The sequence below is a fragment of the Breoghania corrubedonensis genome (assembly GCF_003053845.1).
GTDB classification, from domain to species: Bacteria; Pseudomonadota; Alphaproteobacteria; order Rhizobiales; family Stappiaceae; genus Breoghania; species Breoghania corrubedonensis.
On the sequence record NZ_QAYG01000001.1, the window covers coordinates 419,373 to 441,199 of the forward strand.

Below are 21,827 nucleotides of genomic sequence, written 5' to 3' on the forward strand. Positions count from 1 at the left end.
CACAGCCTTGCCGCCCCTTGCGGGGTGAGGCTGGCGCCTCGGCGAACAGCGGGTCGGTAATTCATACAAGGGATGCGTCAGTGCCTATTCGAACCATCTGGGCTCATCTGTGCGGGACTTCGAAGCGCTCCGCAAAGCAACGGGAAAACGGGCGCAGGCGCGCCGGCGGACGCCCCCCGGCAATGCGCGTCTTGCACGCCGCGCTGCCGGCGGCGCTCTGGCTCGCGCTGGCCGCCCCCGCACTCGCGACCCCGGCCGCCGCTGCCTCCTCCACGAGCCGTTTCACCGATCGCGAACTGACGAACGGTTTTCTGTGGACCGTGTTCGGCCTCGAGTACCGCTCCTGGTCGTGGAAACCGTATCAGGTCAAGAAATACGAAGAACCGGTGCGCTTTTTCGTGATCAATCTCGGCCGGCGCGACCGCACGCGCGATGCGCGCCGCTTCATCGCCAGCTTGCCGGAAAACGTGCGTGGCCTGAATGTCCGTTTCGCCGCCGACGCGAAGAGCTCGAACTTTCAGGTCTACATCGTCGACCGTGCTCAATACGCGCAGACGGTGCGCGAACATGTCTATCGCAGCGCAAGGGCCGACGCACCGGGACGCTGCCTCGTGCGGGTTGAATCGGGTAGCGACGGCATCACGAATTCCACCGCCGTCATCGTGTCGGACGAGGGCGAACACCTGTTCAGGCGCTGTCTGGTGGAAGAGACGCTGCAAGGTCTCGGACCGATGAACGACGACGACCGGCTCGTTCATTCGGTCTTCAACGACAAGTCCGATCACGACACCTTCACGCCGTTCGACCGGATGATCATGAACATGCTCTACGATCCGCGCATCAAGCCTGGCATGAACGCGCGAAAGGTGGAACCGCTTCTGCCGATGGTGATCCACGACGCGCGACGCCGGATACGGTAGCCGGTGAACTTTCTCGCGCGCGGCACGTTTGTTGACGAACCGGCACGACCACGACACGGGACATGACCACCGCCCATGCAGCGCCTCAGCGATTTCGCCAAGACCATCCGGCAGGACCGGCAATCTCTTCTGGCGGTCGTGCTGGTCGCGGTTCTGGCTTTCTCCGGCTGGGTGTTCCTGAACATCGCCGACGAGATGAGCGAGGGCGAGCTCGACCACATCGATCACGTGCTGTTCCTGTCTTTAAGGGAACCCGGCAACCCGCAGCAGCTTCTCGGCCCGCCCTGGCTGGAAGAGACGGCTGTGGAAATCACCGCGCTCGGCGGATTTCCGGTCATCATCCTGCTGACCGTGATGGTGTCCGGCGGGCTGCTGGCGGCCCGGATGCCGGGAACCTCCGCCTTCGTGGTGCTGTCGATCGCCAGCGGGGCGGCGCTTTCGACCGGGCTGAAGATGCTCTACGAGCGCCCCAGACCCGACATCGTCAAGCATCTCGACGTCATCCACACAGCGAGCTTTCCCTCCGGCCACGCAACCATTTCCACCCTCACCTATCTGACACTTGCCGCGCTCATCGCGCGGGTCGTCACGCGCCGGCGCCTCAGGGTCTATCTCATGGCCTGCGCGCTTTCGCTCGCCGTCATCATCGGGCTCAGCCGGATCTATCTGGGCGTTCACTGGCCAAGCGACGTGGCGGCCGGCTGGGCGCTGGGCACGGCGTGGGCGGCGCTGTCGTTCATCGTGCTGACGGGCCTGCGCCTGGTGCGGCGGCGGCGCGAGGGGCGGTGGCCGCATGCCGGCTCCCCCCGCCCGGACGAGCCGGGCTGATGCGCACGCCCGATCCCTTGATGCTGCGTCATCTGGCCCGGCTGGGATACGCCGCACGCGGGCTCGTCTATGCGGTGATCGGCAGTTTCGCGCTGTTGGCGGCGACGGGATACGGACAGAGCAAGGACACCAACGGCGCGCTCGAGGCGATCCTGTCCGCTCCCTTCGGTGCGCTCGCGGCCATGGCGCTGATCGCGGGCTTCATCTGCTATGCGGGCTGGCGGGCGATCCAGGCGGTTTTCGATCCCGACGGCCACGGACTAACGCCCGCAGGCATTGCCATCCGCCTCGGCCTGCTCGCCAGCGGCGCGGGCTACGCCACACTGACGGTCTACACGTGGTCGGTCCTCGACGGTGTCGTCGAACAGGAAGAGCGCAAGGGAAGTGCCGCGCAATGGCTTGCCGGCGTCATCGGCAGCCAGTGGGCGGCAAGCCTTGTCGCGGCGGTCTTCATCGGCGTCGGCATCGCGCATGCCTGGAAGGCGATCTCCATGCGTTATGACGATCACTTCATGGCTGGCGGAAAGGTGATGAGCATCGTTCATCCGGTGGCAATCACCGGGCTGCTCGCGCGCTGCGTGACCTTCTTCATCATCGCCGCGCTGCTGTTCTACCGCGGCCTCAACGCAGGCAAGGACGGGGGCAGTCCCGGCCTGAAGGAGGCGCTTGAGTTCATTCGCGAACTGCCTGCGGGCGGTTGGCTGCTAGGGGGCATGGGAGCGGGCCTGCTCGCCTTCGCGCTCTATTCGTTCACCGAAGCCGCCTTCCGGCGGATCAACGTGCGCGATGCATTTCAGGTCGAGGCCCCACAGAGCTTTCGTTAACCGGTTTCGCGAACCGGACGCTAACCAGTTTTTTCATTTTGCACTCCGCATTGCTGCGGATTCACCATTTCCCGAGGCATTTTCGGCAAGTTCGATGAAAATGATCCGCAAAGGACATCGGGACTGCCGTCCAGACTGATCCGCCGGAACACCGCGCGGGCAGACACGTCGCCGGTAACGGCGCGGGACGCGAGCTGTTGTCATCTGACGAAGGGCAGTGAGGAATGTCGACAAACCGTTTTCTCGTTCACATCGCGGCCACGGCGGGCCTGATCGCCGCGGCTATCGTTCCCGCAAGCGCGGGCTCCCGGGTGCCGCCGCCGCCGATCGCGACCAGCCCCGATCTACCCGACGGCTGGGGGTACAACAGCTTCCAGCGGTCTCGCGCGGTCGCGCAGACATCGAGCCGACAGCCGATCTGGCGTGATCGCGGACTGTTCTCCTCCTCCAGGGCGCAGCCCGAGGCAGATCCCTATCGACGCTGGGACCAGCCGGCGGCACCGCGCCGTTCGAGCGCGCACCCACCCTCGACACGCCGGGCCTATGCACCGCCCGCGCGGCAGCGCCAGAAGGCAAGCCGCGCGCGACGGGAGTTCGATCCCGCCTTCCTGCCGACCGTCGTCGACTATGACGGACCGGAGGCACCGGGAACCATCATCATCGATACGCCGTCGCGCTATCTCTATCTTGTCGAGGCGAACGGCACCGCGCGGCGCTACGGCGTGGGCGTCGGCCGGCCGGGCTTCGCGTGGGCGGGCGAACACAAGGTGACCCGCAAGGCGGAATGGCCGGAATGGCGTCCGCCCGCGGAAATGCGCCAGCGCCAGCCGGGTCTGCCGACTTTCATGCCGGGCGGACCGCGCAACCCGCTGGGCGCCCGCGCCCTCTATCTCGGTTCAACGCTCTACCGGATTCACGGGTCCAACGAACCCTGGACCATCGGGCACGCGGTCTCCTCGGGCTGCATCCGCATGCGTAACGAGGATGTGAAGGACCTCTATGCCCGAGTCGACGTGGGAACCAAGGTGGTTGTCAACTGAACCAATCCACACTCTAGGCATATGCTCGACGAGAGGAAGGTGCGGCGGACCCGCGCCTTCTTTTTTGTCTCTGTCGCCGGAAATGCCGCCTTTTGATGCACCCCGCAGCACGGCGGCGCTTGACGGTTTCATCGCGTCCCGTCAGCCTGTCCACAATCGTCGGCTTTACGCCCGAACCGATTGTCGCGCCATGGATTTGCGGCATCCGACTTTCGGTCTGACGGGGAAGGCCTTGGAAAGATTGACAAGGCATTCCAATCCTATTACCTCAATTTGTACGGCCAAGTGGATGTATTCGTATTGCGCAATGCAATCGCGTTCCGCAACCGCCGGAATTCCGACGGTTGCGAAGCGGCCGCTACCACGGTGCCAGGATGGCCCCGTTGGCTGGAGCGATTAAGCGATGACAGAACGTCGAGAAACCGGACCTGAACTCGACGAAGACACGATACGCTCCACCCTGGACAGAATCCTTTCATCGGAAACCTTTTCCCGTTCACCGAAAGTCAGCCGTCTGCTTGGATATCTGGTGGAACGCCGGCTGGCGGGCGATGAGGACGGGTTGAAGGAAGCCCGGATCGCGCAGGACGTGTTCGGACAACCTGACGAATTCAATCCCCGGTCCAATCCGATCGTGCGGGTGAACGCGTCGCGGCTGCGAAACCTACTGCGGCAATATTATGCGGGGGCCGGTGCGGATGACGACCGGCGCATCCTCCTGCCCGATGTGGGCTACAGGCCGGAATTCAGCGACCGCAAGGCGACACGTGGACGGACGCCGCGCGAAGAGCGGGCACAGCCGGCGCGCGCTGAGGCGGCCGAGCGCGATCGCCCGGCAAGCCGAAGCGCGCAGAAACGCGCCGCAAAGACCGGCGAGGACGCCGTCAGGCAGGACGTGCCGCAAGACAGCCCCGCCCAGGCGGCCGATGCCCCCCTTGAAGCCGATGCCGCCGGCCCGGCTTCAAAGGCACCTCCGGCCGGCATGCGAGAAGCGGCGCGGCGGCGTGTTTCCGCATTCGGCCGGTCGAGCGTGATGATGCTGGTGATCGCCAATCTGGTGCTGGCGAGCGCGTTCGCCATTCTGGCCGGGCACACCCGCGCCGACGACGTGCGCCATATTCTGGCGCTGCCCGCGCATGCCGCCGATGCCGCATACGATACCCACACGGCTCCGCTCTTCATGTTGTGCGACCGCCCCCGGCGGACCGATGCCACGCCCCTGAACGCCTATCCCGTCGCCATCGGTGCGGAGAAATTCGTGTGCTGGCCCGTTCAGTTGCGTCAGACCGATATCGACGCGGACCCCATCTGACGCCCGGCACCGCCCCTGTTCACACCCGGCGGGCGCCTTGCTTTCTCCCTTTCTTCCAGGCCTCTCCCGGCGCGTCTTCCACGATGTCGTGGATAACGGCACTTGACCTTCCAGTGACTGGAAGCGGGAAGAGAAAACGACTTCAGGCAAAAACGACCTGAAGACCGTCCGATTCTGGAAGACCATTCATGCGTGCAATCATCATCGCCGGGGCGGGCCTCGTGCTGGGCGGCGTCGCGGTGTGGAGCGCCCTTGGCGACAGGGGCGCACCGCAGGATGCGATCACCGATCCCGTGATCCCCCGGCTCACCGCCTACCAGAGTGCCGGCGAGACGCTGTTCAACGACAACTGCGCCGCCTGCCATGGCGAGAACGCCACCGGCACCGACCAGGGGCCGCCGTTCCTGAACCCGATCTACAAGCCCTCCCACCATGGCGACATGTCGTTCTACATGGCGGCGATGCGCGGGGTGCGGGCGCACCACTGGCCGTATGGCGACATGCCGGCCCAGACGCAGATAACACAGGAAGAGGTGCGGCCGATCATCGCCTATGTGCGCGCGCTGCAACGCGCCAACGGCATCGACTGAGGAACCGGGGATCAGCCGCGCGCGCGGGCGCGGACCTCATCGAGCCGCCCGGCGAGTTCCTCCGTCGCGGCCTGCGGATCGTTCGCCATGCAGATGGCGGAAACGACCGCGACCCCGTCCGCGCCCGCCGCGATCAGCTCGCCCACGTGTTCCGCCTTGATGCCGCCGATGGCGACCGCCGGCAGGGCGATCTTCTCGCGCACCGTCTTGAAGCCGGACAGGCCGATGGCGTTGCCCGCATCCTGCTTGGTGGCGGTGCCGCGATAGGGGCCGATGCCGACATAGTCGACGGGGCCGAGATCGGAGGCGGCCAGTTCCTCCAGCGAGCCGACGGAGAGGCCGAGGAACACGTCCGGCCCCAGCAGGGCGCGGGCATCGCCGGGCGCCATGTCCTTCTGCCCGATATGAACGCCTGGTGCGTTCGATGCGAGCGCCACGTCGATGCGGTCGTTGATGACGAGCGGCACGCAAAAGGGGTCGAGCGCCGCCTTCAGCGCGCGGGCGAGGTCCACCAGTTCGCGCGTCTTGGCATGGGGATCGCGAAGCTGAACGAGCGTCGCCCCGCCGCGCGCCGCCGCCGCCGCCGTTTCCACCACCCCGCGCGCCCCGCACTGGGTGGTGTCGGTGACGAGATAGAGCGAAAGATCGAAGGCGGGACGCGGCATGGCGGTTACCCTTTCGGCCGGAACGCGGAGACGGGAGGAAGCCGGGCGACGGCCCGGCCCCGCGAAACCCGCTTTGAAAAAACTCAGGCGAGGCGGATCGTGGCGTTGGAGCGCAGGCCCTCGGCATCCAGCCGATAGAGCGCGTTGCACAGCCGTGCCGGGATATCGCCCGGCCCGCCGGCCCCGCGCGCGGCGATGCTGCCGGCGGCGGCATAGACCGCGAGAGCCGCAACGGCGGCGGCGAAGGGATCTGGCGAGATCGCGGCATAGGCGGCGGTCAGCCCGCTCAGCGCACAGCCGACGCCGGTGGAAACCGGCATCAGTTCATCGCCCCCCTCGATGGCGGCAATGCGGGTGGCATCGACCACAAAATCGACCTCGCCGGTGATGGCGACGACCGCTCCCGTTTCCCGCGACAGCAACCGGGCGGGCCCGACCGCGGCATCAGCCGATGTCGCGCTGTCCACGCCCTTGGGTGCGGCCCCCGATGCGCCGGCGAGCGCGATGATCTCGGAGGCGTTGCCACGGATGATGGTGGGTTTCAGGGCGGCCAGCCGGCGCGCCGTCTCGGTGCGATAGGGGGTGGCGCCGCAGCCCACCGGATCGAGCACCCAGGGCTTGCCGGCCTTGCCCGCCGCCTCGGCCGCCATGACCATGGCCGAGACCCAGGAGGGCGACAGCGTGCCTATATTGACGACGAGGGCGGAGGCGATGGCCACGAAATCGGTCACCTCCTCCTCCGCGTGTACCATGGCGGGCGAGGCGCCGGCCGCCAGCAGCACGTTGGCCGACAGCGTCATGGCGACGTAGTTGGTGATGTTCTGGACGAGCGGGCCCTGGCTGCGCACCGCTTCGCGCAGGACACCGGCCTCATCGAGCGTGGGCAGAGCGGCGTCTGTCATCTCGTGTTACTCCAAAGACTTGTCTTTGCGGGTGGAGGAGCACGCGGCCGGACCCACGCCGCGTTTTCGCGTGGCCACGGCCTCAATCCCTCCGCCGGCATGATCCGGATCAGGTTCTACGGGTTGGCGAATGCCTCTCAGCCGTCCTTGAGCACCTTTTTCCGCCGTACAGACCGGAAATACGGCCCGTGAGCGGACAGGTTGTACGCGCCCGACGCCCCACGCATCCCCATCCCGCGCAACGCGGACCCGGAACACGGGCGCACAACCGGGACGAAAACGCATGCGGGACCAGGACGGCACCCCGTTGAGTCTTGCGGGAGTTTAGGCAAACGGCGGGCGAGAGCAAGGGGCATTCGCTCTGGCCTGAAGCCGGCGGCTGGCCTAAACAGACAGACAGAAGACGATTTCCGGTGACCGGACCAGCCACCGACCATGACCCCAGTCCCATGATGACCTCCGATCTTTCCCCGCTCTTCGACCGGCTTTCCCGCTCCGCCTTCCGCTCCCGCTTCACATTGAACGCGAAGGACCGTGCCTATGCGAAGGCCCGAGGCCGCGAGACAATCGCGCGCCACGCGGCCGATTTCGTCGAGGCGCGCCTTGCCCCGGCCGAGCCCGCCAACGACGGCAGGCAGACGCCGATGCGCGGACACCCGGTGTTCGTCGCCCAGCACGCCACGGCCACCTGCTGCCGGGGCTGCCTTCTCAAGTGGCACGGCATCGAGAAAGGCCGGGCGCTGACGCCGGCAGAGCAGACCTACGCGGCCAAGGTCGTGATGGCGTGGATCGTCAGGGATATGAACCGGGACATGAACGACACCACGAACAGGAAGACGAACCGTTGAGCACCGGCACCCCCGCGACCCAGATGCTGAAAAAGGCGAAGGTCGCCTTCCGCACGCACGAATACGATTTTGTGGCCGGTCAGCACCAGATCGGCCTGCACGCGGCCGAAGCCGTCGGCCTTCCGCCCGAGCGCGTTCTGAAGACGCTGATGATCGAGGTGGACGGCAAGCCTGCCTGCGCGGTCATCCCGTCGGATGCCAGCCTGTCGATGAAGCGGGTTGCGGCGGCGCTGGGCGGCAAGTCGGCCGCGATGATGGACACGGCCAAGGCGGAACGGCTGACCGGATACCACAAGGGCGGCATCAGCCCCTTCGGCCAGCGCAAACGGTGCCCGACGGTGATCGAACAGGCGGCACTGGCGCACGAGGAAGTCGTCATCAACGGCGGCAAACGCGGGCTGATGGTGATGCTGTCGCCGAAGGATGCGGTGGAGGTGATAGGGGCGACGGTGGCGGGGGTGTGCGCGGAGGAGTGAGGGGGGCTTTTAAGAGGTTTTAAGTCGCCATAGGATCTATCGAACTAACGTTTTCAGACCAGAAACCCACTGGTAGCAAAATAGCACAAAAACACTCAACACTAACTGTGCTCTTCATTAAACAGAACCATTTTATATTTTACAGTCATCGTTCCTTAGAAGACATATGCGTTCTAACTTAATTTTTGTGACTATAATAGCTAACGAATCATTCGCGAGCGCGCAATTATACTCCCCAGTTCGCCTGTCCCTTGCATTTCGGGCGCAAAACCATTGAGGAGCGCCACTGACTTTCCACTCTGACGCAGAGCGCGCGCGTAAGTTTCGGCAAGGGAGCCAATATAGGAAGGCCAGATAGCATCGTACGCTTGGTTATTTCGCGCGTTGTTCAGCTCTTCTACGACCATTGCAGAAAGATCGTTTCTTCCGGTTTCGACCATCAGGCGCCAACGTGCGTCGCGTAATTGAAACCGATCCGGTGCCATTCTAACCGCTTGATTCATATGATCCAGAGCGGAATCGAAATCACCGCTAAACTTCGCTTCCTCCGCATAGAGCTCAAATGGTGCGGCCCCCGCGCCGGTATGATCTTCGAGGTTGCAAAGCGCATCGCGATATAAGTCATCGATGTTTGTCGGGACCTCTCGTTTTGCCTTTGGCCCTAGATACTTCCACTCTAAATAAACCCGAGCGAGAGAGAACAAACTGAATACTGTTCGTTTGAGATCAACATAATCTTTTGCAATTCGCGCCGCCCGCTCAAAATCGGGATTATTGCTTTTCAAAATGCATCGGATTAATGGACGATAGATGAATTCTCGGCGACGATCCTTCCCTGAATTTAGCCTGAGGGCTTCCTCGTATTTCTGGATCGCTTCAGGAAACTGTCTCTTGTATTCAAGCAGATCAGCCCTTAGGAACGCTGCAATTGGCTTGTTCCGATAGTCAGAGCTCAGACGCTGGATGCAACTCTCCGCCAACAGGTACTTTCTCATCCGAGTAGCAGCTAGACAGAAGTAACGGTCAATTTCCATGCGCGATGCATCACGGAAGTGGTCGCGCTTCTCATGCGCCTTTTTCAGAAGCGAAAATGCAGGTTTGAATTTACGCGCGTGATATAGACGGATGCCCGCCTGAAACCAGTGTGCTGCGGAAACAAAACCATACGCAATATCAGGAAGGTCTACGCTTCCAGACAGGAGCCCTGCCTGAATCTTTGATTCCAGCCGAATGTACTCGTGCTCGCCGCGTTCATTCGATGAGATCGCTTCAAACGGCGTACTGGCAAAGCTTCGCTGGGCTTCCTCGACCCATTTTATGAGTTCAGGTCGGATGAGCGTTGTACTTAACCGACGAGCAAGAAGTGGTGTCAAACGATACAAATCATCAGTTTCACGTTCGACGAGACCTAAGCCGATCAAGCGGCTCAAAACCCGAAGCATGGACTCCGCCGGCTGTACAATGGCTTCCAGATCGGCTATGTGGCAAGGTGATACATCATTCAGGAAGATCAGTGTCTTCTGCTCTTCCGCATTCCCTTTCAATTGGCTGAACGCCCAGTCCAGATAGACGGTTATCGACTCAGCCATACGCTCGTCTTCTTGCGCCAGCATAACCTCAATGTCATCAAAGCTCTCGATCCGCGAAGCCGAGCGAACGAGAGAAACCAAAAACCCGACCGTTCCACCCGCAGCACGTACAATCCGCAGTACGTCGTCCTCCCGCCAACGATGTGGATTATTGTCAAAATGGCCGATTAGTTGATAACAAAATTCGACCATCTGGTTTTCATCAACAGTTGATACTCGGAACGGAACTACAAAGTCTCGGCACTTGACGAGGCGTTGGCCCATAAGAGGCAATTGGGATATTATGAACAACTTTGAGCGGGTTTCGGGCCGTAATTTGGCAGCGACATCATCGATCCACTCTGGCAACTCGACAGACTCCTGCACAAGCCGTGTGTGCCTCAAGATCAGGAAATTGCCATTTGCGGAAATTCGGTCAACCGCATCCGCAATGAGCTGAAGGTCATTATCGTCGGAGGCCTCGCTAAGATGCTTCAGCCGTGCGACGTCGGCGCCGAATGCTTCGCTTTCGATCCGTAGATAAAGTTGGCGCGGAAGCATTGCCTCGTTCACTTCGAGAACGAACCCCAGTCCATTCGGAAGCAGGTCACGGTTCATGCTACGCACGAGCGCCTCTCTACCAACACCGTTGAAACCGGAGACCCAGCATGTAGGAACTAATGAAAATCGATCCTTCTCAAGCACCTTACGTAGGGCTTTCACCATATCGTGGCGTGGCATTCGAGGGTGTTCAGATTCCAGCAAAGGCTCTGCAACTTGAGATATCAGAGCTTTTGCTTTTTCCACCGATACGTCCGGGTCGCTTGCCCGATAATCTGCGAGCGGTTTCAAAGCCTCAAAAACGGGCTTTTGGTCCTCGCAAATGCCATCTCGCCATGACAGTGGATAGTCATCAAGGCGGAGTATCAATGGAATATGAGATCCCAGCCGATAAAGCGACACTGCTTGCTTGATTTCACGAATACAACCAGTACTTTCTGGGAAATTTCTTGACCAAAATATTACCATGACCTTAGCATTTGGCAGTTCAGTAAGGGCTATCTCATCCCACATATGGACGCCGTGTCGGCCGGTCTTTGAATATAGGTACACCCAATCATCTGGAAATTTCTGCCAAGTCGCCTCGGCGAACTCAATATCTTTGCTAGAAACCGAGAAAAATATTGGGTACATTCTTTGCCTATTGAATTTCAATTGGGATGGTCGTGTAGCTTAAGGCTTTGTGACGATATTTCAAAGTACAAGAGCTTTAGCAGATTCGTCGAGGTTGAAAAGCTTGCTTCCTTGGCGTTTCTGCTGTTTGATTTCAATCTGTAGGATTCTGGCTTTCCGCCATTGCGGGCCTTCTTTCCAAACGCGACGAACGATTATTTTAAATATTTTCGAGACACGGCGTGTATCCATGTTGAGAAGCGCAAAGCCGACTTTATTTGTGTAACAAATCTCGCAGATCCTGCACCACAAGGTCTTTTGTAGTCGTTTTTTATCGCACAAAAACGTTGTGTCAGAAATTCATGTGTTTTTGTATCACAAGGCGCTTTGTGATGCACCGATGCGTCACATGCGGGTTTGTGGAACAGAAGCGCGAAATTTTGCACCACAAAATTAGGGGCCCTCATTTTGCCCCCTCACCCCACCGCCATCACCTCCCCCGTATCGTGCCGCTTGATGTAGTCCACCCGCGCGCCGTTCCAGTGATAGGAAAAATGCGCGCCTTGCACCGGGATCGGCACCACGTCCGGCCAGAAGAGGCCGATGCAGGCGCCGGTGGCATGGCGCACGCTTTGCCAGGTCAGGCCGTCGCTGCCCGCTTCGCGAAGTGCTGCCCCCTCGGACTGCGCGGCCGTATAGTCGGCCGGATCGAGCGCGCCGGGGACGGCGTTCACGTCGTGCAGGGCGCGGTCGATGGAACCGACCAGCGCGCGGAAATCGGAGGTCCAGCCGGGCTCCTCAGCCGTGGCGGCCATGAATTTTCCGTGGTGGTGGATGGTCTCGAAAAGCGCCGTCTCCTCGCTGTCGGCGGCATACCAGACGCCGTAGCTGCCATCGGAAAAGCGGCTGGGGCGGAGCTTGGAACAATGCACGAAGGGCGCCATGACGAGGCTCGCGCCGGGGCCTGAGACACGGCGCGCCGGCGGCACCTTGCCGAGATCGCCGATCTCGTTGCGCACGCGCGGGTTGGTCTTGGCCTCCACCGCGGCCAGCGCCTCCCAGTCGCGCGGGTCGGCGATGTCCTCGAAAAGGTCTATGGGCGGAAAGATGGAGCGGATGATGCGGTAGGTTTTCGGCCAGGCGACGCGGCGCAAGCGCGCCCCGCTCACCACGCGCCGCGCTCCGCATCCAGCCATTCGCGCATCAGCGCGAGATCCGAAATCTCGCCGCGCAGCATCACATCGAGCGCTGAGTGCCCGCCGAAGGCGGCGTTCGGCTTGCGGATCCAGGCATAGCCGCGCGCCGGCTCGCGGAAAAGATAGCGCAAGCCCTTGTGGATGCCCATCAAATGGGCCATGCGCATGCGCAGATCCCGGTCGATGCGGCCGATATCGCCTTCCTTCCACCTGGCCCAGGTGCGCGCCGCCATGTCACCCAGAAGCGTGCGCGCCTCGCCGTCGCTCAAGCCCCACGCGCGGAAGAGATTGACCACCGTACGCGCCAGAGCGCGCGCCTCCTCGTCCGAAATGCGCGGATTTTCCGTGTGGCCGGTGATGTCGACGGGCTGAAGCTGCATCGGCTTACTCCATTTGGCATGAATATATGATTTTTACGCCAAATGGCAAGCCTGGGATGGTGACCGGCGGCGGGCCGCCCCAACGATGGGAGCGTTTGTGCGCACAGGCGTTCGCGCCCCACCCCCTTCAAGAGGCGAGACGGGCGCACGTTGCGAACGTGTCGGCCGCCCTTCGGCCCGCCTTGAACCGCGCCTTCAGAAATCGGCGCCGGAGCGGATCAGGCGGAGCTTGAACTTGTTGTCGCGACTGTCGTCGTTGCCCGGATCGTCATAGGACATGATGACGACATCGAGCGAGCCGTCGCCGTCCACATCCGCCACGCCGAGGCCGGCGCCGTCGGAGCTGTTGGAATGGCCGTGGAACTTCTGGATCAGGCTCTCGCCGGAGGAGACGCCGCGGGTGTTGACGTCGATCAGCGTCAGCGACTTGAAGAGATCGGTGCCGCTGGCGTCATCCAGCATGGAGAACATGATCTCCGGCCGGCCGCCGCCGCCCTGGCGGAAGACGGCGACGCCCAGCCCGTCGCCCCGATGGCCGGTGCCGGGCTCGCGGAACGGCCCGTCCCAGCGCACGGTGCCGAGCCCGTCGCCCGACGTGCCGACGATGTACTTGATCGTGTTCTGGCCTTCGGCATCGTCATAGACGGCGATCACCACCTCATCGCCGGGATTGCCGTCGATATCGGCGACGGCGACGCCCAGCCCGTCGGCCCGCCTGCCGGTGGAAATCGTGGCGGCGCGGCTGTCGGAGCACTGGTTGATGCCGCGGATCGCGAAATCCCAGCACACGCGGTACTTGATCGTGTTGTCGGTGTCGTAGGCGACCAGGATCAGGTCGTCCACCGCGCGGTTCTGGCCGAGATCGCCGAGCGCGATGCCCGCCCCCTCGCCGCGATGGCCCAGGCCGTCGACGGTGAAATCGCCGGTGCAGTCGAGATCCGTGCCATCACGGCTGAACGCGCACTGGCGGACGCGGAATTTGTTCTGACCTTGCTCATCGTCATAGGCCATCAGCAGGGCATCCATCCGTCCGTCATTGTCGAGATCGGAGAGTGCCAGACCGGCGCCATCGCCCCGGCGCCCGACGCCCGGCCGCTCTATGACGTTGGGACAGAAATGCTGCAGGGCGGCGAGGTCGCCGGTGGAGAGGCCCGCCCGCTGGCCGATGGCCGCGCTGTCATCGAGCGGAATGACCGTCTCCATGCCCGGCCGCGCGAAACTGGTGCGCGCGTAGTGCATGATCGAGCCATAGTCGTAGGGGCCGATTTCGAGCGAATTCCCGCCCCGCTTTGCGAAATTGCCCTCCAGTCCGGGCAGGATCGCGGCACGATTGATGCGGACGAAGTCGTCCCGGTCGGCGCGGCTCTGCTCATGCGACAGGCCGACGGCATGGCCCATCTCGTGGATGAAGACACCGCTATCCAGTGCGGCGAGGCTGCCCGTCGGCAGCGTGTAGACGATTTGCTGCCTGCCGCCGCTGCGCCCCAGAGCCGAGCGGCCGCACCGGATCTCGTTGCCGTTCTCATCGGCGCAGAGCCCGGGCACGGCAACGAAATCGACCCAGTCGCGATCCGCCGGCGTCCTCTGCCGCCAGGTGAACGGGCCGGCGGCATTGAAGGCGGTGACCGCGGCATTGATGTTGGCGACCACGGCCGTCCGGTTCGCGCTCGCCTGCGTCGGGTTCGCCTCCCCCGGCACGGTCACGAGGCTTGGCATGTTGATGTTGAAGGGAACGACGCAATCGGGCCAGAACTTGCCCTTGTCTGCGACCGCGAGCGCAAACGCCACGCCTTCAGGCACGTCGGGAACCCTGCCGACAAGGATGTCGCCCTCCACGGTGGCGTAGCCGTTTTCAATCAAAGTCTCGTAGTCCTGCGGCGTGCGGTCGCCCATCAGGCTCATCCGCTGCTTGCGGCGCATCGGGTGGGCAAGGACCGACCGCAGAAAGCGGAAATCCGACTTGCCGCTCATCCGGCCGTCATCGAGAAAGCCGAGATTGAAGATGCCGGACACGCGGCGCGTGCCCTTCGGCACGGCGATCAGCGGGCCGGTGGCGAAGACGCGGCCGTTCCCCGTCCATCGCCCCCAGAAGACGAAGGCCGCCGTCGGGCGTTCGCCGCGCGCAAACCGGCTTTCGACGAAGAAGACGACGTTGTCGCCGACGGTGCGGACATAGTAGCGCCGGCCCAGCCGGTCCTCGAAGCCGCCATCGTGATCGGCGACCGATTGCGCGTGGAAGGCGGGCGAGCCTTGCATGGGAAGCTGGTTACGCACATCGGCCATCGCCACCGGCTCCATCCGGTTGAACGGGATGGCGGACGACGTCCCGACACGGCGCAGGACGCCGCCGGGATCGACATGAAAGCGGGCGCGGCCGGTCCTGGTGGAGGCGTATTTCGGCACGGAAATGAAGCGGCCGGAAATATCGGCGCCGTTGCGGGTGCCGCGAAAGACGTGGGAATAGCCGCGGCCGGGATGCTCGGCGAACCAGAACACCTTGTCGCCCTGCTGGCTGACATAGGCAATGCCGTCATCCGAGGTCCTGAACACGGGCGCCAGATCGCCGCTCGCGGGATTGGCGAGGCCACCGGCGGCGGAATTCTGCGCGTGGCCGAGGGGAACGGCCAGCAGCAGAAGCGACAAGGCAATCAAAAGGCGATCAATCAACATGACGACACCCCATTCATGGCAATGGGGGAAGGGTAGCATCGGTGCATTACGTTACGTAATCATTTATGTTGGTTTAAAGTGTGTGGATGAAATCGGGTGGATAAAGGCAGTTTTTGGGCTAGTCGGGAAGGTGGGTAACATGCGCTCAGGCGGCAGGAATTTGGCCGGGAGGGGACTGGCGGGTTTCAAGCAACATATCGCCGGAGCGGACATTTATGCAGATCCGGACGGTGGTAGGTTTCGGCCCCAAGCAGACAATTGTCCTATTCGCAGTTGCTGCGATATAGCGTACCGAAAAGAGATATTCGAAAAATACTTAAGTTATTTCCTCGCCCTAAGTGGCCACCCGCCATCTCAATCAGGTTTATTCTTGCTTGGAGACCTTCATATGCAAAACATTGTGTAGATCGCATCAATAGCCGAAATCACAGCTGCAGCCATTGCGAATACCGCAACCCATTCCATGCGCCGCTGAGCCGCGATGCTTTCTTTGGTACCCATAGCTGAAGAAAGTTGGTTTAGGAATTCACGGGTGTCCCGATCTTCTTCAAGAAGCTTTCGCGAGAGCCGACCAAGAAAAGATTTTAAGACTTCCTTGATTTCATGTGGCTTTTCTTCATCCCGATGACTTTGCTGGGTAAAACCAGTGGCGTTCCACCGGAAGGATGCATCGTTCTCGGAGAGTGCCAGAACCTCGCGCGCGATAGATGGCACGCCGACGGATCGTCTGAAGAACGCACTAATCTTCTCGACCTCACTTGTCGAACGACGCGCTTTCGAACGCACCGACAAGGACTGACGAGTTTCCTTTAGGCTCCGAAGTAACTCACGAAGATAGCTCGCAAGCGCATATCTGGCGATGATGCCTTCCAGCCGTTCACTGGCAAAATACGTCTGGCTACCCAAGGAGTCGTCGCCGTAGCACTTCAAATCCTCATCGCTTAATGTATCCCAGCGAAGTGCTACGGTCATATGATTGGGGGTCTTGTCGCGCCGCGCTGAATCAAAAGAAAACTTCAAAGACGGCACTGATGAACACGTCCAACTACCGAAGTCATGTTCGATATTGATGAAGCACGACCAATGTTCCCAATCTCGGTCTCTGGGAGCCTCTTTGTCGAATGGCGTAAATCCTTCCAAAGAAAGAAATTCTGCCGTTGGGAACTGGCTATTTTCGCAATACTCGCTGAAGAATCCCGGGAAATTCTTCGACAACCAGTCGATACCAATGTTTCGGTATTTCTGCCTTACGCGCCGGACACGATCTTCTTTCACGTGTTCTACGCCCATGATTGAGTACGCCCTAGAGCGCCGGATAGGAACACGGGTGGTCTTTGCAGGCTCGTTAATCGCATTTGCATATTCGAGCGCAGCCTCGTCAGTGAGAACAAATCCGACACTTAAGCAGGTAGTTGCAGGCGTTAACTGCGAAATAGTGACCAGAAGAGATGAGAACTGCTTCGGAAATTCCGCCGTGTATCGGACGCCGATATATCTCTTGGCTTCTTCCGGCCGGTGTATCCAGCCGAGCGGCATGCGACCTTCACTGCCGTAGAGGCGCTGCTTTTTGAGCCAATCGATATTTGAGTCATCGCGAACCGGCGTTATTGCTCTGTCCCAGCCGATCTTCTCAAGGCCGTCGTATAAAGTATCGATCTCATTCGGACCGAATATCTCACTGACCATGATACAGCCGAGCCGGAGCGACACTCCCTCATCGAGGGCTGACTTTGCGTTGGTTTCCGCATCAAGCTCGCGGTAGTAGGCCTTTTCTTCACCATAAGGGTTGGGGATGAAATTGGGGTAGCGGGCATGAAGCGGCCAAACCAGCTTGCGCGCCCTTTGTTTCCACTTAGGCACGCTTTTTTTCTCGGTGGCGGTCACGTCCTCCGCCTTACCGGGGTCAAGATTTTGCAGCTTCTCATCGTTCATCGTACATATATAGCAATTAGGCGCTGTGTTTGAACACTGCTCAGCTTAAATATCGAACAAGAATGCTGTAGTTTAATGCCCGCTTTCGATGGTTCGATCGCTTGTTTCATATCCTGCAGCGAAAGCTCGCTTTCCGCCGAGTCCGGACCGTGGCGCAGGGCCCAGCGAATTGCCGGTTATGGAAGCTGGGGGCACAATCGTGAATGACAGACATGGGGGCGCAAAGCAGCCCCCTGCTTGCCGGAGTCACCTGCCTCACCTCGTCGCCATCCCCTCCCGTATCGCACCGCCTGACTTTGCCCCCCTCGCCCCGTTCCCGTGACAGGAAAAATGCGCGCCGCGTCCGGGGCGTTTCTTGGGTTGGCGGAAGGGGATCGCGGGTGTTTCCGCTGCGGCCCATCCTTCGAGACGGCCCTTTCGGGCCTCCTCAGAGCCTGGCCCGAAATTAGTAGCTGGTTCTTCGCCTCGGGTTTTATGCGCCTTCATACCCCTCCATCGTCATCACCCGGCTCCACCGTCATCACCCGGCGAAGTCCGGGTGATCCAGCGCGCACCCCGAATGCTGCGGCTGGCGATGGATTGCCCGGACTTCGCCGGGCAATGACGACGGAGGGGCATGAGGGAGAATAGCCGAAAACGCATAACCCGATACCATTTACGGGCCAACCTCCTCAGAATGACGTTGAGTGTGTTGCTCATTCTGTGGAAGCATCAACAAACACAATGTCATCCTGCGCGGCTTGCTCCTGAGTGTCATCCCCGCGCAGGCGGGGATCCAGCACCCCGTGAGGGCCGCGGTTCAATTCCATAAGAAAATCTTGTGGTTACTGGATCCCCGCCTGCGCGGGGATGACAATCGTGCCTGTGGTTCTCTACAGAGATAAACCCCTGTATTGCAGAACTTGCGTATTATAATACCATTTTCGGGCCTCATCAGGATGGGCCGCAGCGAGGCTCGCTCCCCTGACGCTCGACCCTTGAAGCGCGGCCCGCCCCTCTTGCCCCCTCCCGCTCCCGGCACGGGCGGCACCTTCCCGCCGCCAATTGCCCTACCGCCCCTCCAGCGCCGCCGGTTTCGGGCCGCCGTGGGCCCAGTCCAGCAATTCGGCGGTGTGGACGACCGGGATGTCCGTGCCGCTGGCAAGCTGGGTCATGCAACCGATGTTGCCGGTGGCGATGAGGTCGGGCCGCAGCTTTTCGATGTTGGAAAGCTTGCGGTCGCGAAGACGGGTGGCGAGCTCCGGCTGGAGGATGTTGTAGGTGCCGGCCGACCCGCAGCACAGATGGCCTTCGGGCACGTCGCGCACCTGGAAGCCGGCCATGGCGAGCAGGGTCTTCGGCTCCTCGCGGATGCCCTGGCCGTGCTGCATCGAGCAGGCCGAATGATAGGCGACGACAAGCGGCGCGGCGGCGGGCTTGTGCGGGGCGGCGGCGGGCTTGTGGGGGGCGGAAGCTGGGGGCCCGAGTTCCAGTTTCATCACGTATTCGGTGATGTCGCGCGCGAGGCCGGAGACGGTTTCGGCCTTTTCCGCATAGGCCGGATCGCCCCGCAGCATGTGGCCGTAATCCTTGATCGTCGTGCCGCAGCCCGACGCGGTGACGAGGATGGCATCGAGCCCCTCGCCCCTGATCTCCGCCCACCAGGCATCGACATTGGCGCGCGCGGCGGCGAGCGCATCCGCCTCGCGGCCCATGTGGTGGACGAGCGCGCCGCAGCAGCCCTCGCCCGCCGGCAGCACCACCGTCACGCCCGCACGGTTCAGCAGACGGATGGTCGCCTCGTTGATGGAGGGCGCCAGCACCGATTGCGCGCAGCCGGAAAGAAGCGCCACGCGGCCCTTTCGCCCGGCGGGGGGCGAGGCTTCCTGCGGTGCGAAGCTCGCGGGGCCGGACATGCGGCCGCGCGGCGCGGCGCGGGCAGGCGCCAGCGACAGAAGCGCCGCCAGCCGGCGCCCGGTCGCCCCCAGATGCCGCAACACCGGCGCCAGCGGCTTTGCCCAGAAGGCGGCGGCCACGGCTGCGCGGAAGCGACCCGGATGGGGCAGCACGAAGGCCAGCACGCGCCGCAGCGCCCGGTCGGCCGCCGGGCGGCGGTAGGTTTCCTCGATATAGCCGCGGGCGTGATCGACCAGGTGCATGTAGTTCACGCCCGATGGGCACGTCGTCATGCAGGACAGGCACGAGAGGCAGCGGTCGATGTGCTTGACCGTGCGGGCATCGGCCGGACGGTCGTTTTCCAGCATGTCCTTGATCAGGTAGATGCGGCCGCGCGGGCTGTCCAGTTCGTCGCCCAGGAGCTGGAAGGTCGGGCACGTCGCCGTGCAGAAACCGCAATGGACGCACTTGCGCAGGATCTGTTCCGATTCCGCGATGCCCGCGTCGGCGAGCTGGGCGAGGGAGAAGTTGGTCTGCATGGGCCTGGCGCTTGTGGTGTTGGAATGCGTGGTCGTTTGATCATCTGTCCGGTTTGAGAAACGTCGCATCAACGCATGCGGATGGGCGCTTCTTCCGCCTGCGGCCGAAACTGTGTCATCCCGGCCGCAGCGAACCGGAGAGCCGGACCCAGTAACCGGGATGCCTGCGATGCAACGCGATGACGGAGAGCGGCGCCTCTCCTTCCCGACAAAAGGCTGGAGCCGCAACGGTTACTGGGTCCCCGCTTTCGCGGGGATGACAATCGTGCATGGAGCAAACCCCGCGTCCGACCGACATCTGCCCCTGCCCTCACACCAGCCACGTTTCGGGATCGGCGATCGGCTCGCGGCGGCTGGCGGCCTGAAGGCCCTTGATGCAGCGCACGATCACCCACACCGCCACCAGGAACATCAGCAGGAAGCCGATGGCGATGAAGGCCAGCACCACGCAGATCACGGAATAAAGCAGGCCGAGCCAGAAGGTGCGGATCTGATAGGTGTAGTGGGTATCGGCCCAGGCGGCGCCCTTGCCGCGATTGAGATAGGCGAAGACCACGCCGACGATGCTGGCGAGCCCGCCGGTGATGAACGACACCAGATAGAGGATGTAGACCAGCATGATGTTGTTGCCGCCAGGCTGGATGTAGCTCTCGGCGCCGCCGTTTTCCTGCATGCTCATGTGCGAAACTCCCTCTCTCTGATCTTCATCGTTCCGGCCGGCCCGCGTCACGCGCCCGCAAGCATGCGGCCGGGATTGAGAATGCCCACCGGATCGAACTGCGCCTTGAGCCTGTGGCCAAGGGCGGCGAGCGCCGCACCCTGAGGCTCGAAGACGGCAAGATTGGCGCGCGTCGCCGCATCGGCACGCACCAGCGTGGCGTGGCCGCCGCCGACCTGGCTCACCGCGAACCGCACCTCCGCCGCATGCGCGTCGCCATCGGGCATCGAGAGCCAGACAAGGCCGCCCGACCAGTCATAAAACGCGTCGGCCTCGCAATTCTCGCGCAGCGTCGCGACGAAATCGGAGCCGGAGGCCGGCGCCACCGACACGCGCCAGACCGGCGCCGCATCGCTACAGAAGGGGCGCACGTCGCGCACCGCGCGCCACAGCGCACGCGATGGCTCCGCCTCCAGCCGCGTGACGGGGCCGAGCGGCTTCATGAGGTGCGCGAGCGCCTCGAAACGGTAGTCGACCGAGGGCGCGAAGCCTTCCAGTCGGATGAGCGTTGCCGGACGATCGAGCGACAGCCCGTCGACGGCAAGCCGCGATCCGATGCCTTGCGGCAGGTGCGCGGCGGAGGAGGCTTCGGCCGAGGTGCCCATCGCGCGGCACAGCGCGTCCGCCGCCTCATCGTCCTCCAGCCCCTCAATGAGCACGCTCGCCTCCGTCTGCGGCGCCGGCAGCACCTTCAGCGACAGCGACGTGGTGACGGCCAGCGTGCCCCAGGAGCCGGCGAGCCCGCGCGACAGATCGTAACCGGTGACGTTCTTCACCACCGTGCCGCCGGACTTGAAGATCTCCCCCCGGCCGGAAACGGCGTGGATGCCGAGCACATGGTCGCGTGCGGCGCCATGCTTCAGCCGCTTGGGGCCGGAAAGGTTCGTGGCCAGCATGCCGCCCAGCGTACCGCGCCCCGGCTCGAGCCCCAGCAGCGGGCCGTAATCCATCGGTTCGAAGGCGAATTCCTGATCCGCCCCGGCCAGCAGCGCCTCGACCTCGGCAAGCGGTGTCGCCGCCTTGGCGGTGATGACGAGCTCGGCCGGCTCGTAGGCCTCAACGCCGGAGATGGCGGAGAGATCGAGCACATGGGCGGCCTGCACGGGCCTGCCGAGCGCGCGTTTGGAGCCGGTGCCGATCACTTCCAGCGGCTGGCCCTCGGCGGCCGCCCAGGCAACGACCTCGCGCACGCCGTCGGCGTCAAGCGGGCGGAAATGGCGGTCGGGAGCGGGGCCGGGGCCCGGAGCGGTCATGACGGGACCTCCACACGTGAAAAAGCTGGCACGGGAGACGGTACGGGCAAGGGCAGACGCATGGGATCGGAGGGGCACGGGCCCGCTCCGCGCTCCATTGTCATCCCCGCGCAGGCGG

At 62.7% G+C, this 21,827-nt stretch carries 18 protein-coding genes; 8 read left to right on the forward strand and 10 right to left on the reverse strand.

Annotated features, from left to right (window positions below; all coding sequences use genetic code 11):
- Positions 1-182 precede the first annotated feature (182 nt).
- The 6 genes from C8N35_RS01885 (at position 183) to C8N35_RS01910 (ending at position 5,514) form a co-directional block, all read left to right on the forward strand.
- On the forward strand, positions 183-920 hold the full coding sequence (locus C8N35_RS01885; protein ID WP_107987927.1) for a DUF2927 domain-containing protein: 738 nt from the start codon (positions 183-185) through the stop codon (positions 918-920).
- Positions 921-995: 75 nt separating this feature from the next.
- Complete coding sequence (locus tag C8N35_RS01890) at positions 996-1,748, forward strand: phosphatase PAP2 family protein (protein WP_107987928.1); 753 nt, start codon at positions 996-998, stop codon at positions 1,746-1,748.
- Positions 1,748-2,572 (forward strand): DUF1206 domain-containing protein, encoded by an 825-nt coding sequence (locus tag C8N35_RS01895; protein ID WP_107987929.1) that lies wholly within the window; start codon positions 1,748-1,750, stop codon positions 2,570-2,572. The genes C8N35_RS01890 and C8N35_RS01895 overlap by 1 nt, the downstream gene beginning before the upstream one ends.
- Before the next feature lie 224 nt (positions 2,573-2,796).
- The gene (locus C8N35_RS01900) at positions 2,797-3,612 is read left to right on the forward strand and encodes a L,D-transpeptidase (RefSeq protein ID WP_107987930.1); all 816 of its coding nucleotides are present in this window, start codon (positions 2,797-2,799) and stop codon (positions 3,610-3,612) included.
- A gap of 403 nt (positions 3,613-4,015) precedes the next feature.
- Positions 4,016-4,924 (forward strand): flagellar biosynthesis protein FlhF, encoded by a 909-nt coding sequence (locus tag C8N35_RS01905; protein WP_107987931.1) that lies wholly within the window; start codon positions 4,016-4,018, stop codon positions 4,922-4,924.
- A gap of 188 nt (positions 4,925-5,112) precedes the next feature.
- A complete protein-coding gene (locus C8N35_RS01910) occupies positions 5,113-5,514 on the forward strand; it encodes a c-type cytochrome (RefSeq protein WP_107987932.1) in 402 nt (133 codons plus the stop codon).
- Positions 5,515-5,525: 11 nt separating this feature from the next.
- Here C8N35_RS01910 and thiE read toward each other — a convergent pair whose 3' ends face one another.
- Positions 5,526-6,179 (reverse strand): thiamine phosphate synthase, encoded by a 654-nt coding sequence (gene thiE, locus C8N35_RS01915; RefSeq protein WP_107987933.1) that lies wholly within the window; start codon positions 6,177-6,179, stop codon positions 5,526-5,528.
- An 83-nt stretch (positions 6,180-6,262) separates the two neighbouring features.
- Positions 6,263-7,066 carry a hydroxyethylthiazole kinase gene (gene thiM / locus C8N35_RS01920; RefSeq protein ID WP_428977096.1) on the reverse strand — a complete coding sequence of 268 codons (804 nt, stop codon included), beginning with the start codon at positions 7,064-7,066 and terminating at the stop codon, positions 6,263-6,265.
- 464 nt (positions 7,067-7,530) lie between these two features.
- Here thiM and C8N35_RS01925 point away from each other — a divergent pair, with 464 nt between their 5' ends.
- Together C8N35_RS01925 and ybaK are read left to right on the forward strand one after the other, a co-directional pair.
- Complete coding sequence (locus C8N35_RS01925) at positions 7,531-7,929, forward strand: DUF4186 domain-containing protein (protein ID WP_210203363.1); 399 nt, start codon at positions 7,531-7,533, stop codon at positions 7,927-7,929.
- The gene (ybaK, locus tag C8N35_RS01930; RefSeq protein WP_107987935.1) at positions 7,926-8,405 is read left to right on the forward strand and encodes a Cys-tRNA(Pro) deacylase; all 480 of its coding nucleotides are present in this window, start codon (positions 7,926-7,928) and stop codon (positions 8,403-8,405) included. The genes C8N35_RS01925 and ybaK overlap by 4 nt, the downstream gene beginning before the upstream one ends.
- Positions 8,406-8,605: 200 nt before the next feature.
- On the opposite strand, the gene C8N35_RS01935 is transcribed toward ybaK, so the two are convergent.
- The 8 genes from C8N35_RS01935 to glcE all read right to left on the reverse strand — a co-directional run bounded on the left by C8N35_RS01935 (position 8,606) and on the right by glcE (position 21,709).
- Positions 8,606-11,167: a tetratricopeptide repeat protein gene (locus tag C8N35_RS01935; RefSeq protein ID WP_146177329.1), complete on the reverse strand. Its 2,562-nt coding sequence runs from the start codon at positions 11,165-11,167 to the stop codon at positions 8,606-8,608.
- A 455-nt stretch (positions 11,168-11,622) separates the two neighbouring features.
- A complete protein-coding gene (locus C8N35_RS01940; RefSeq protein ID WP_170121990.1) occupies positions 11,623-12,342 on the reverse strand; it encodes an RES family NAD+ phosphorylase in 720 nt (239 codons plus the stop codon).
- Positions 12,312-12,722 carry an MbcA/ParS/Xre antitoxin family protein gene (locus C8N35_RS01945; RefSeq protein ID WP_107987938.1) on the reverse strand — a complete coding sequence of 137 codons (411 nt, stop codon included), beginning with the start codon at positions 12,720-12,722 and terminating at the stop codon, positions 12,312-12,314. The genes C8N35_RS01940 and C8N35_RS01945 overlap by 31 nt, the downstream gene beginning before the upstream one ends.
- Before the next feature lie 195 nt (positions 12,723-12,917).
- Positions 12,918-15,392 (reverse strand): M12 family metallopeptidase, encoded by a 2,475-nt coding sequence (locus C8N35_RS01950; RefSeq protein ID WP_170121991.1) that lies wholly within the window; start codon positions 15,390-15,392, stop codon positions 12,918-12,920.
- A 384-nt stretch (positions 15,393-15,776) separates the two neighbouring features.
- Positions 15,777-17,324: a hypothetical protein gene (locus C8N35_RS01955; protein WP_107987940.1), complete on the reverse strand. Its 1,548-nt coding sequence runs from the start codon at positions 17,322-17,324 to the stop codon at positions 15,777-15,779.
- A 1,049-nt stretch (positions 17,325-18,373) separates the two neighbouring features.
- Positions 18,374-19,738 (reverse strand): glycolate oxidase subunit GlcF, encoded by a 1,365-nt coding sequence (gene glcF / locus C8N35_RS01960; protein WP_107987941.1) that lies wholly within the window; start codon positions 19,736-19,738, stop codon positions 18,374-18,376.
- Positions 19,739-20,048: 310 nt separating this feature from the next.
- Positions 20,049-20,417, reverse strand: coding sequence for a DUF4870 family protein (locus tag C8N35_RS01965; RefSeq protein ID WP_107987942.1), 369 nt, complete (start codon positions 20,415-20,417; stop codon positions 20,049-20,051).
- 47 nt (positions 20,418-20,464) lie between these two features.
- Positions 20,465-21,709, reverse strand: coding sequence for a glycolate oxidase subunit GlcE (glcE, locus tag C8N35_RS01970; RefSeq protein WP_107987943.1), 1,245 nt, complete (start codon positions 21,707-21,709; stop codon positions 20,465-20,467).
- Positions 21,710-21,827 lie beyond the last annotated feature (118 nt).

Excerpts from the sequence above, each read along its gene's own strand:
- C8N35_RS01885 (WP_107987927.1), top strand. The coding sequence starts at position 183 with ATGCGCGTCTTGCACGCCGCGCTGCCGGCGGCGCTCTGGCTCGCGCTG.
- C8N35_RS01890 (WP_107987928.1), top strand. The coding sequence starts at position 996 with ATGCAGCGCCTCAGCGATTTCGCCAAGACCATCCGGCAGGACCGGCAA.
- C8N35_RS01895 (WP_107987929.1), top strand. The coding sequence starts at position 1,748 with ATGCGCACGCCCGATCCCTTGATGCTGCGTCATCTGGCCCGGCTGGGA.
- C8N35_RS01900 (WP_107987930.1), top strand. The coding sequence starts at position 2,797 with ATGTCGACAAACCGTTTTCTCGTTCACATCGCGGCCACGGCGGGCCTG.
- C8N35_RS01905 (WP_107987931.1), top strand. The coding sequence starts at position 4,016 with ATGACAGAACGTCGAGAAACCGGACCTGAACTCGACGAAGACACGATA.
- C8N35_RS01910 (WP_107987932.1), top strand. The coding sequence starts at position 5,113 with ATGCGTGCAATCATCATCGCCGGGGCGGGCCTCGTGCTGGGCGGCGTC.
- thiE (WP_107987933.1), bottom strand. The coding sequence starts at position 6,179 with ATGCCGCGTCCCGCCTTCGATCTTTCGCTCTATCTCGTCACCGACACC.
- C8N35_RS01925 (WP_210203363.1), top strand. The coding sequence starts at position 7,531 with ATGATGACCTCCGATCTTTCCCCGCTCTTCGACCGGCTTTCCCGCTCC.
- C8N35_RS01935 (WP_146177329.1), bottom strand. The coding sequence starts at position 11,167 with ATGTACCCAATATTTTTCTCGGTTTCTAGCAAAGATATTGAGTTCGCC.
- C8N35_RS01940 (WP_170121990.1), bottom strand. The coding sequence starts at position 12,342 with ATGGCTGGATGCGGAGCGCGGCGCGTGGTGAGCGGGGCGCGCTTGCGC.
- C8N35_RS01945 (WP_107987938.1), bottom strand. The coding sequence starts at position 12,722 with ATGCAGCTTCAGCCCGTCGACATCACCGGCCACACGGAAAATCCGCGC.
- C8N35_RS01950 (WP_170121991.1), bottom strand. The coding sequence starts at position 15,392 with ATGTTGATTGATCGCCTTTTGATTGCCTTGTCGCTTCTGCTGCTGGCC.
- C8N35_RS01955 (WP_107987940.1), bottom strand. The coding sequence starts at position 17,324 with ATGAACGATGAGAAGCTGCAAAATCTTGACCCCGGTAAGGCGGAGGAC.
- glcF (WP_107987941.1), bottom strand. The coding sequence starts at position 19,738 with ATGCAGACCAACTTCTCCCTCGCCCAGCTCGCCGACGCGGGCATCGCG.
- C8N35_RS01965 (WP_107987942.1), bottom strand. The coding sequence starts at position 20,417 with ATGAGCATGCAGGAAAACGGCGGCGCCGAGAGCTACATCCAGCCTGGC.
- glcE (WP_107987943.1), bottom strand. The coding sequence starts at position 21,709 with ATGACCGCTCCGGGCCCCGGCCCCGCTCCCGACCGCCATTTCCGCCCG.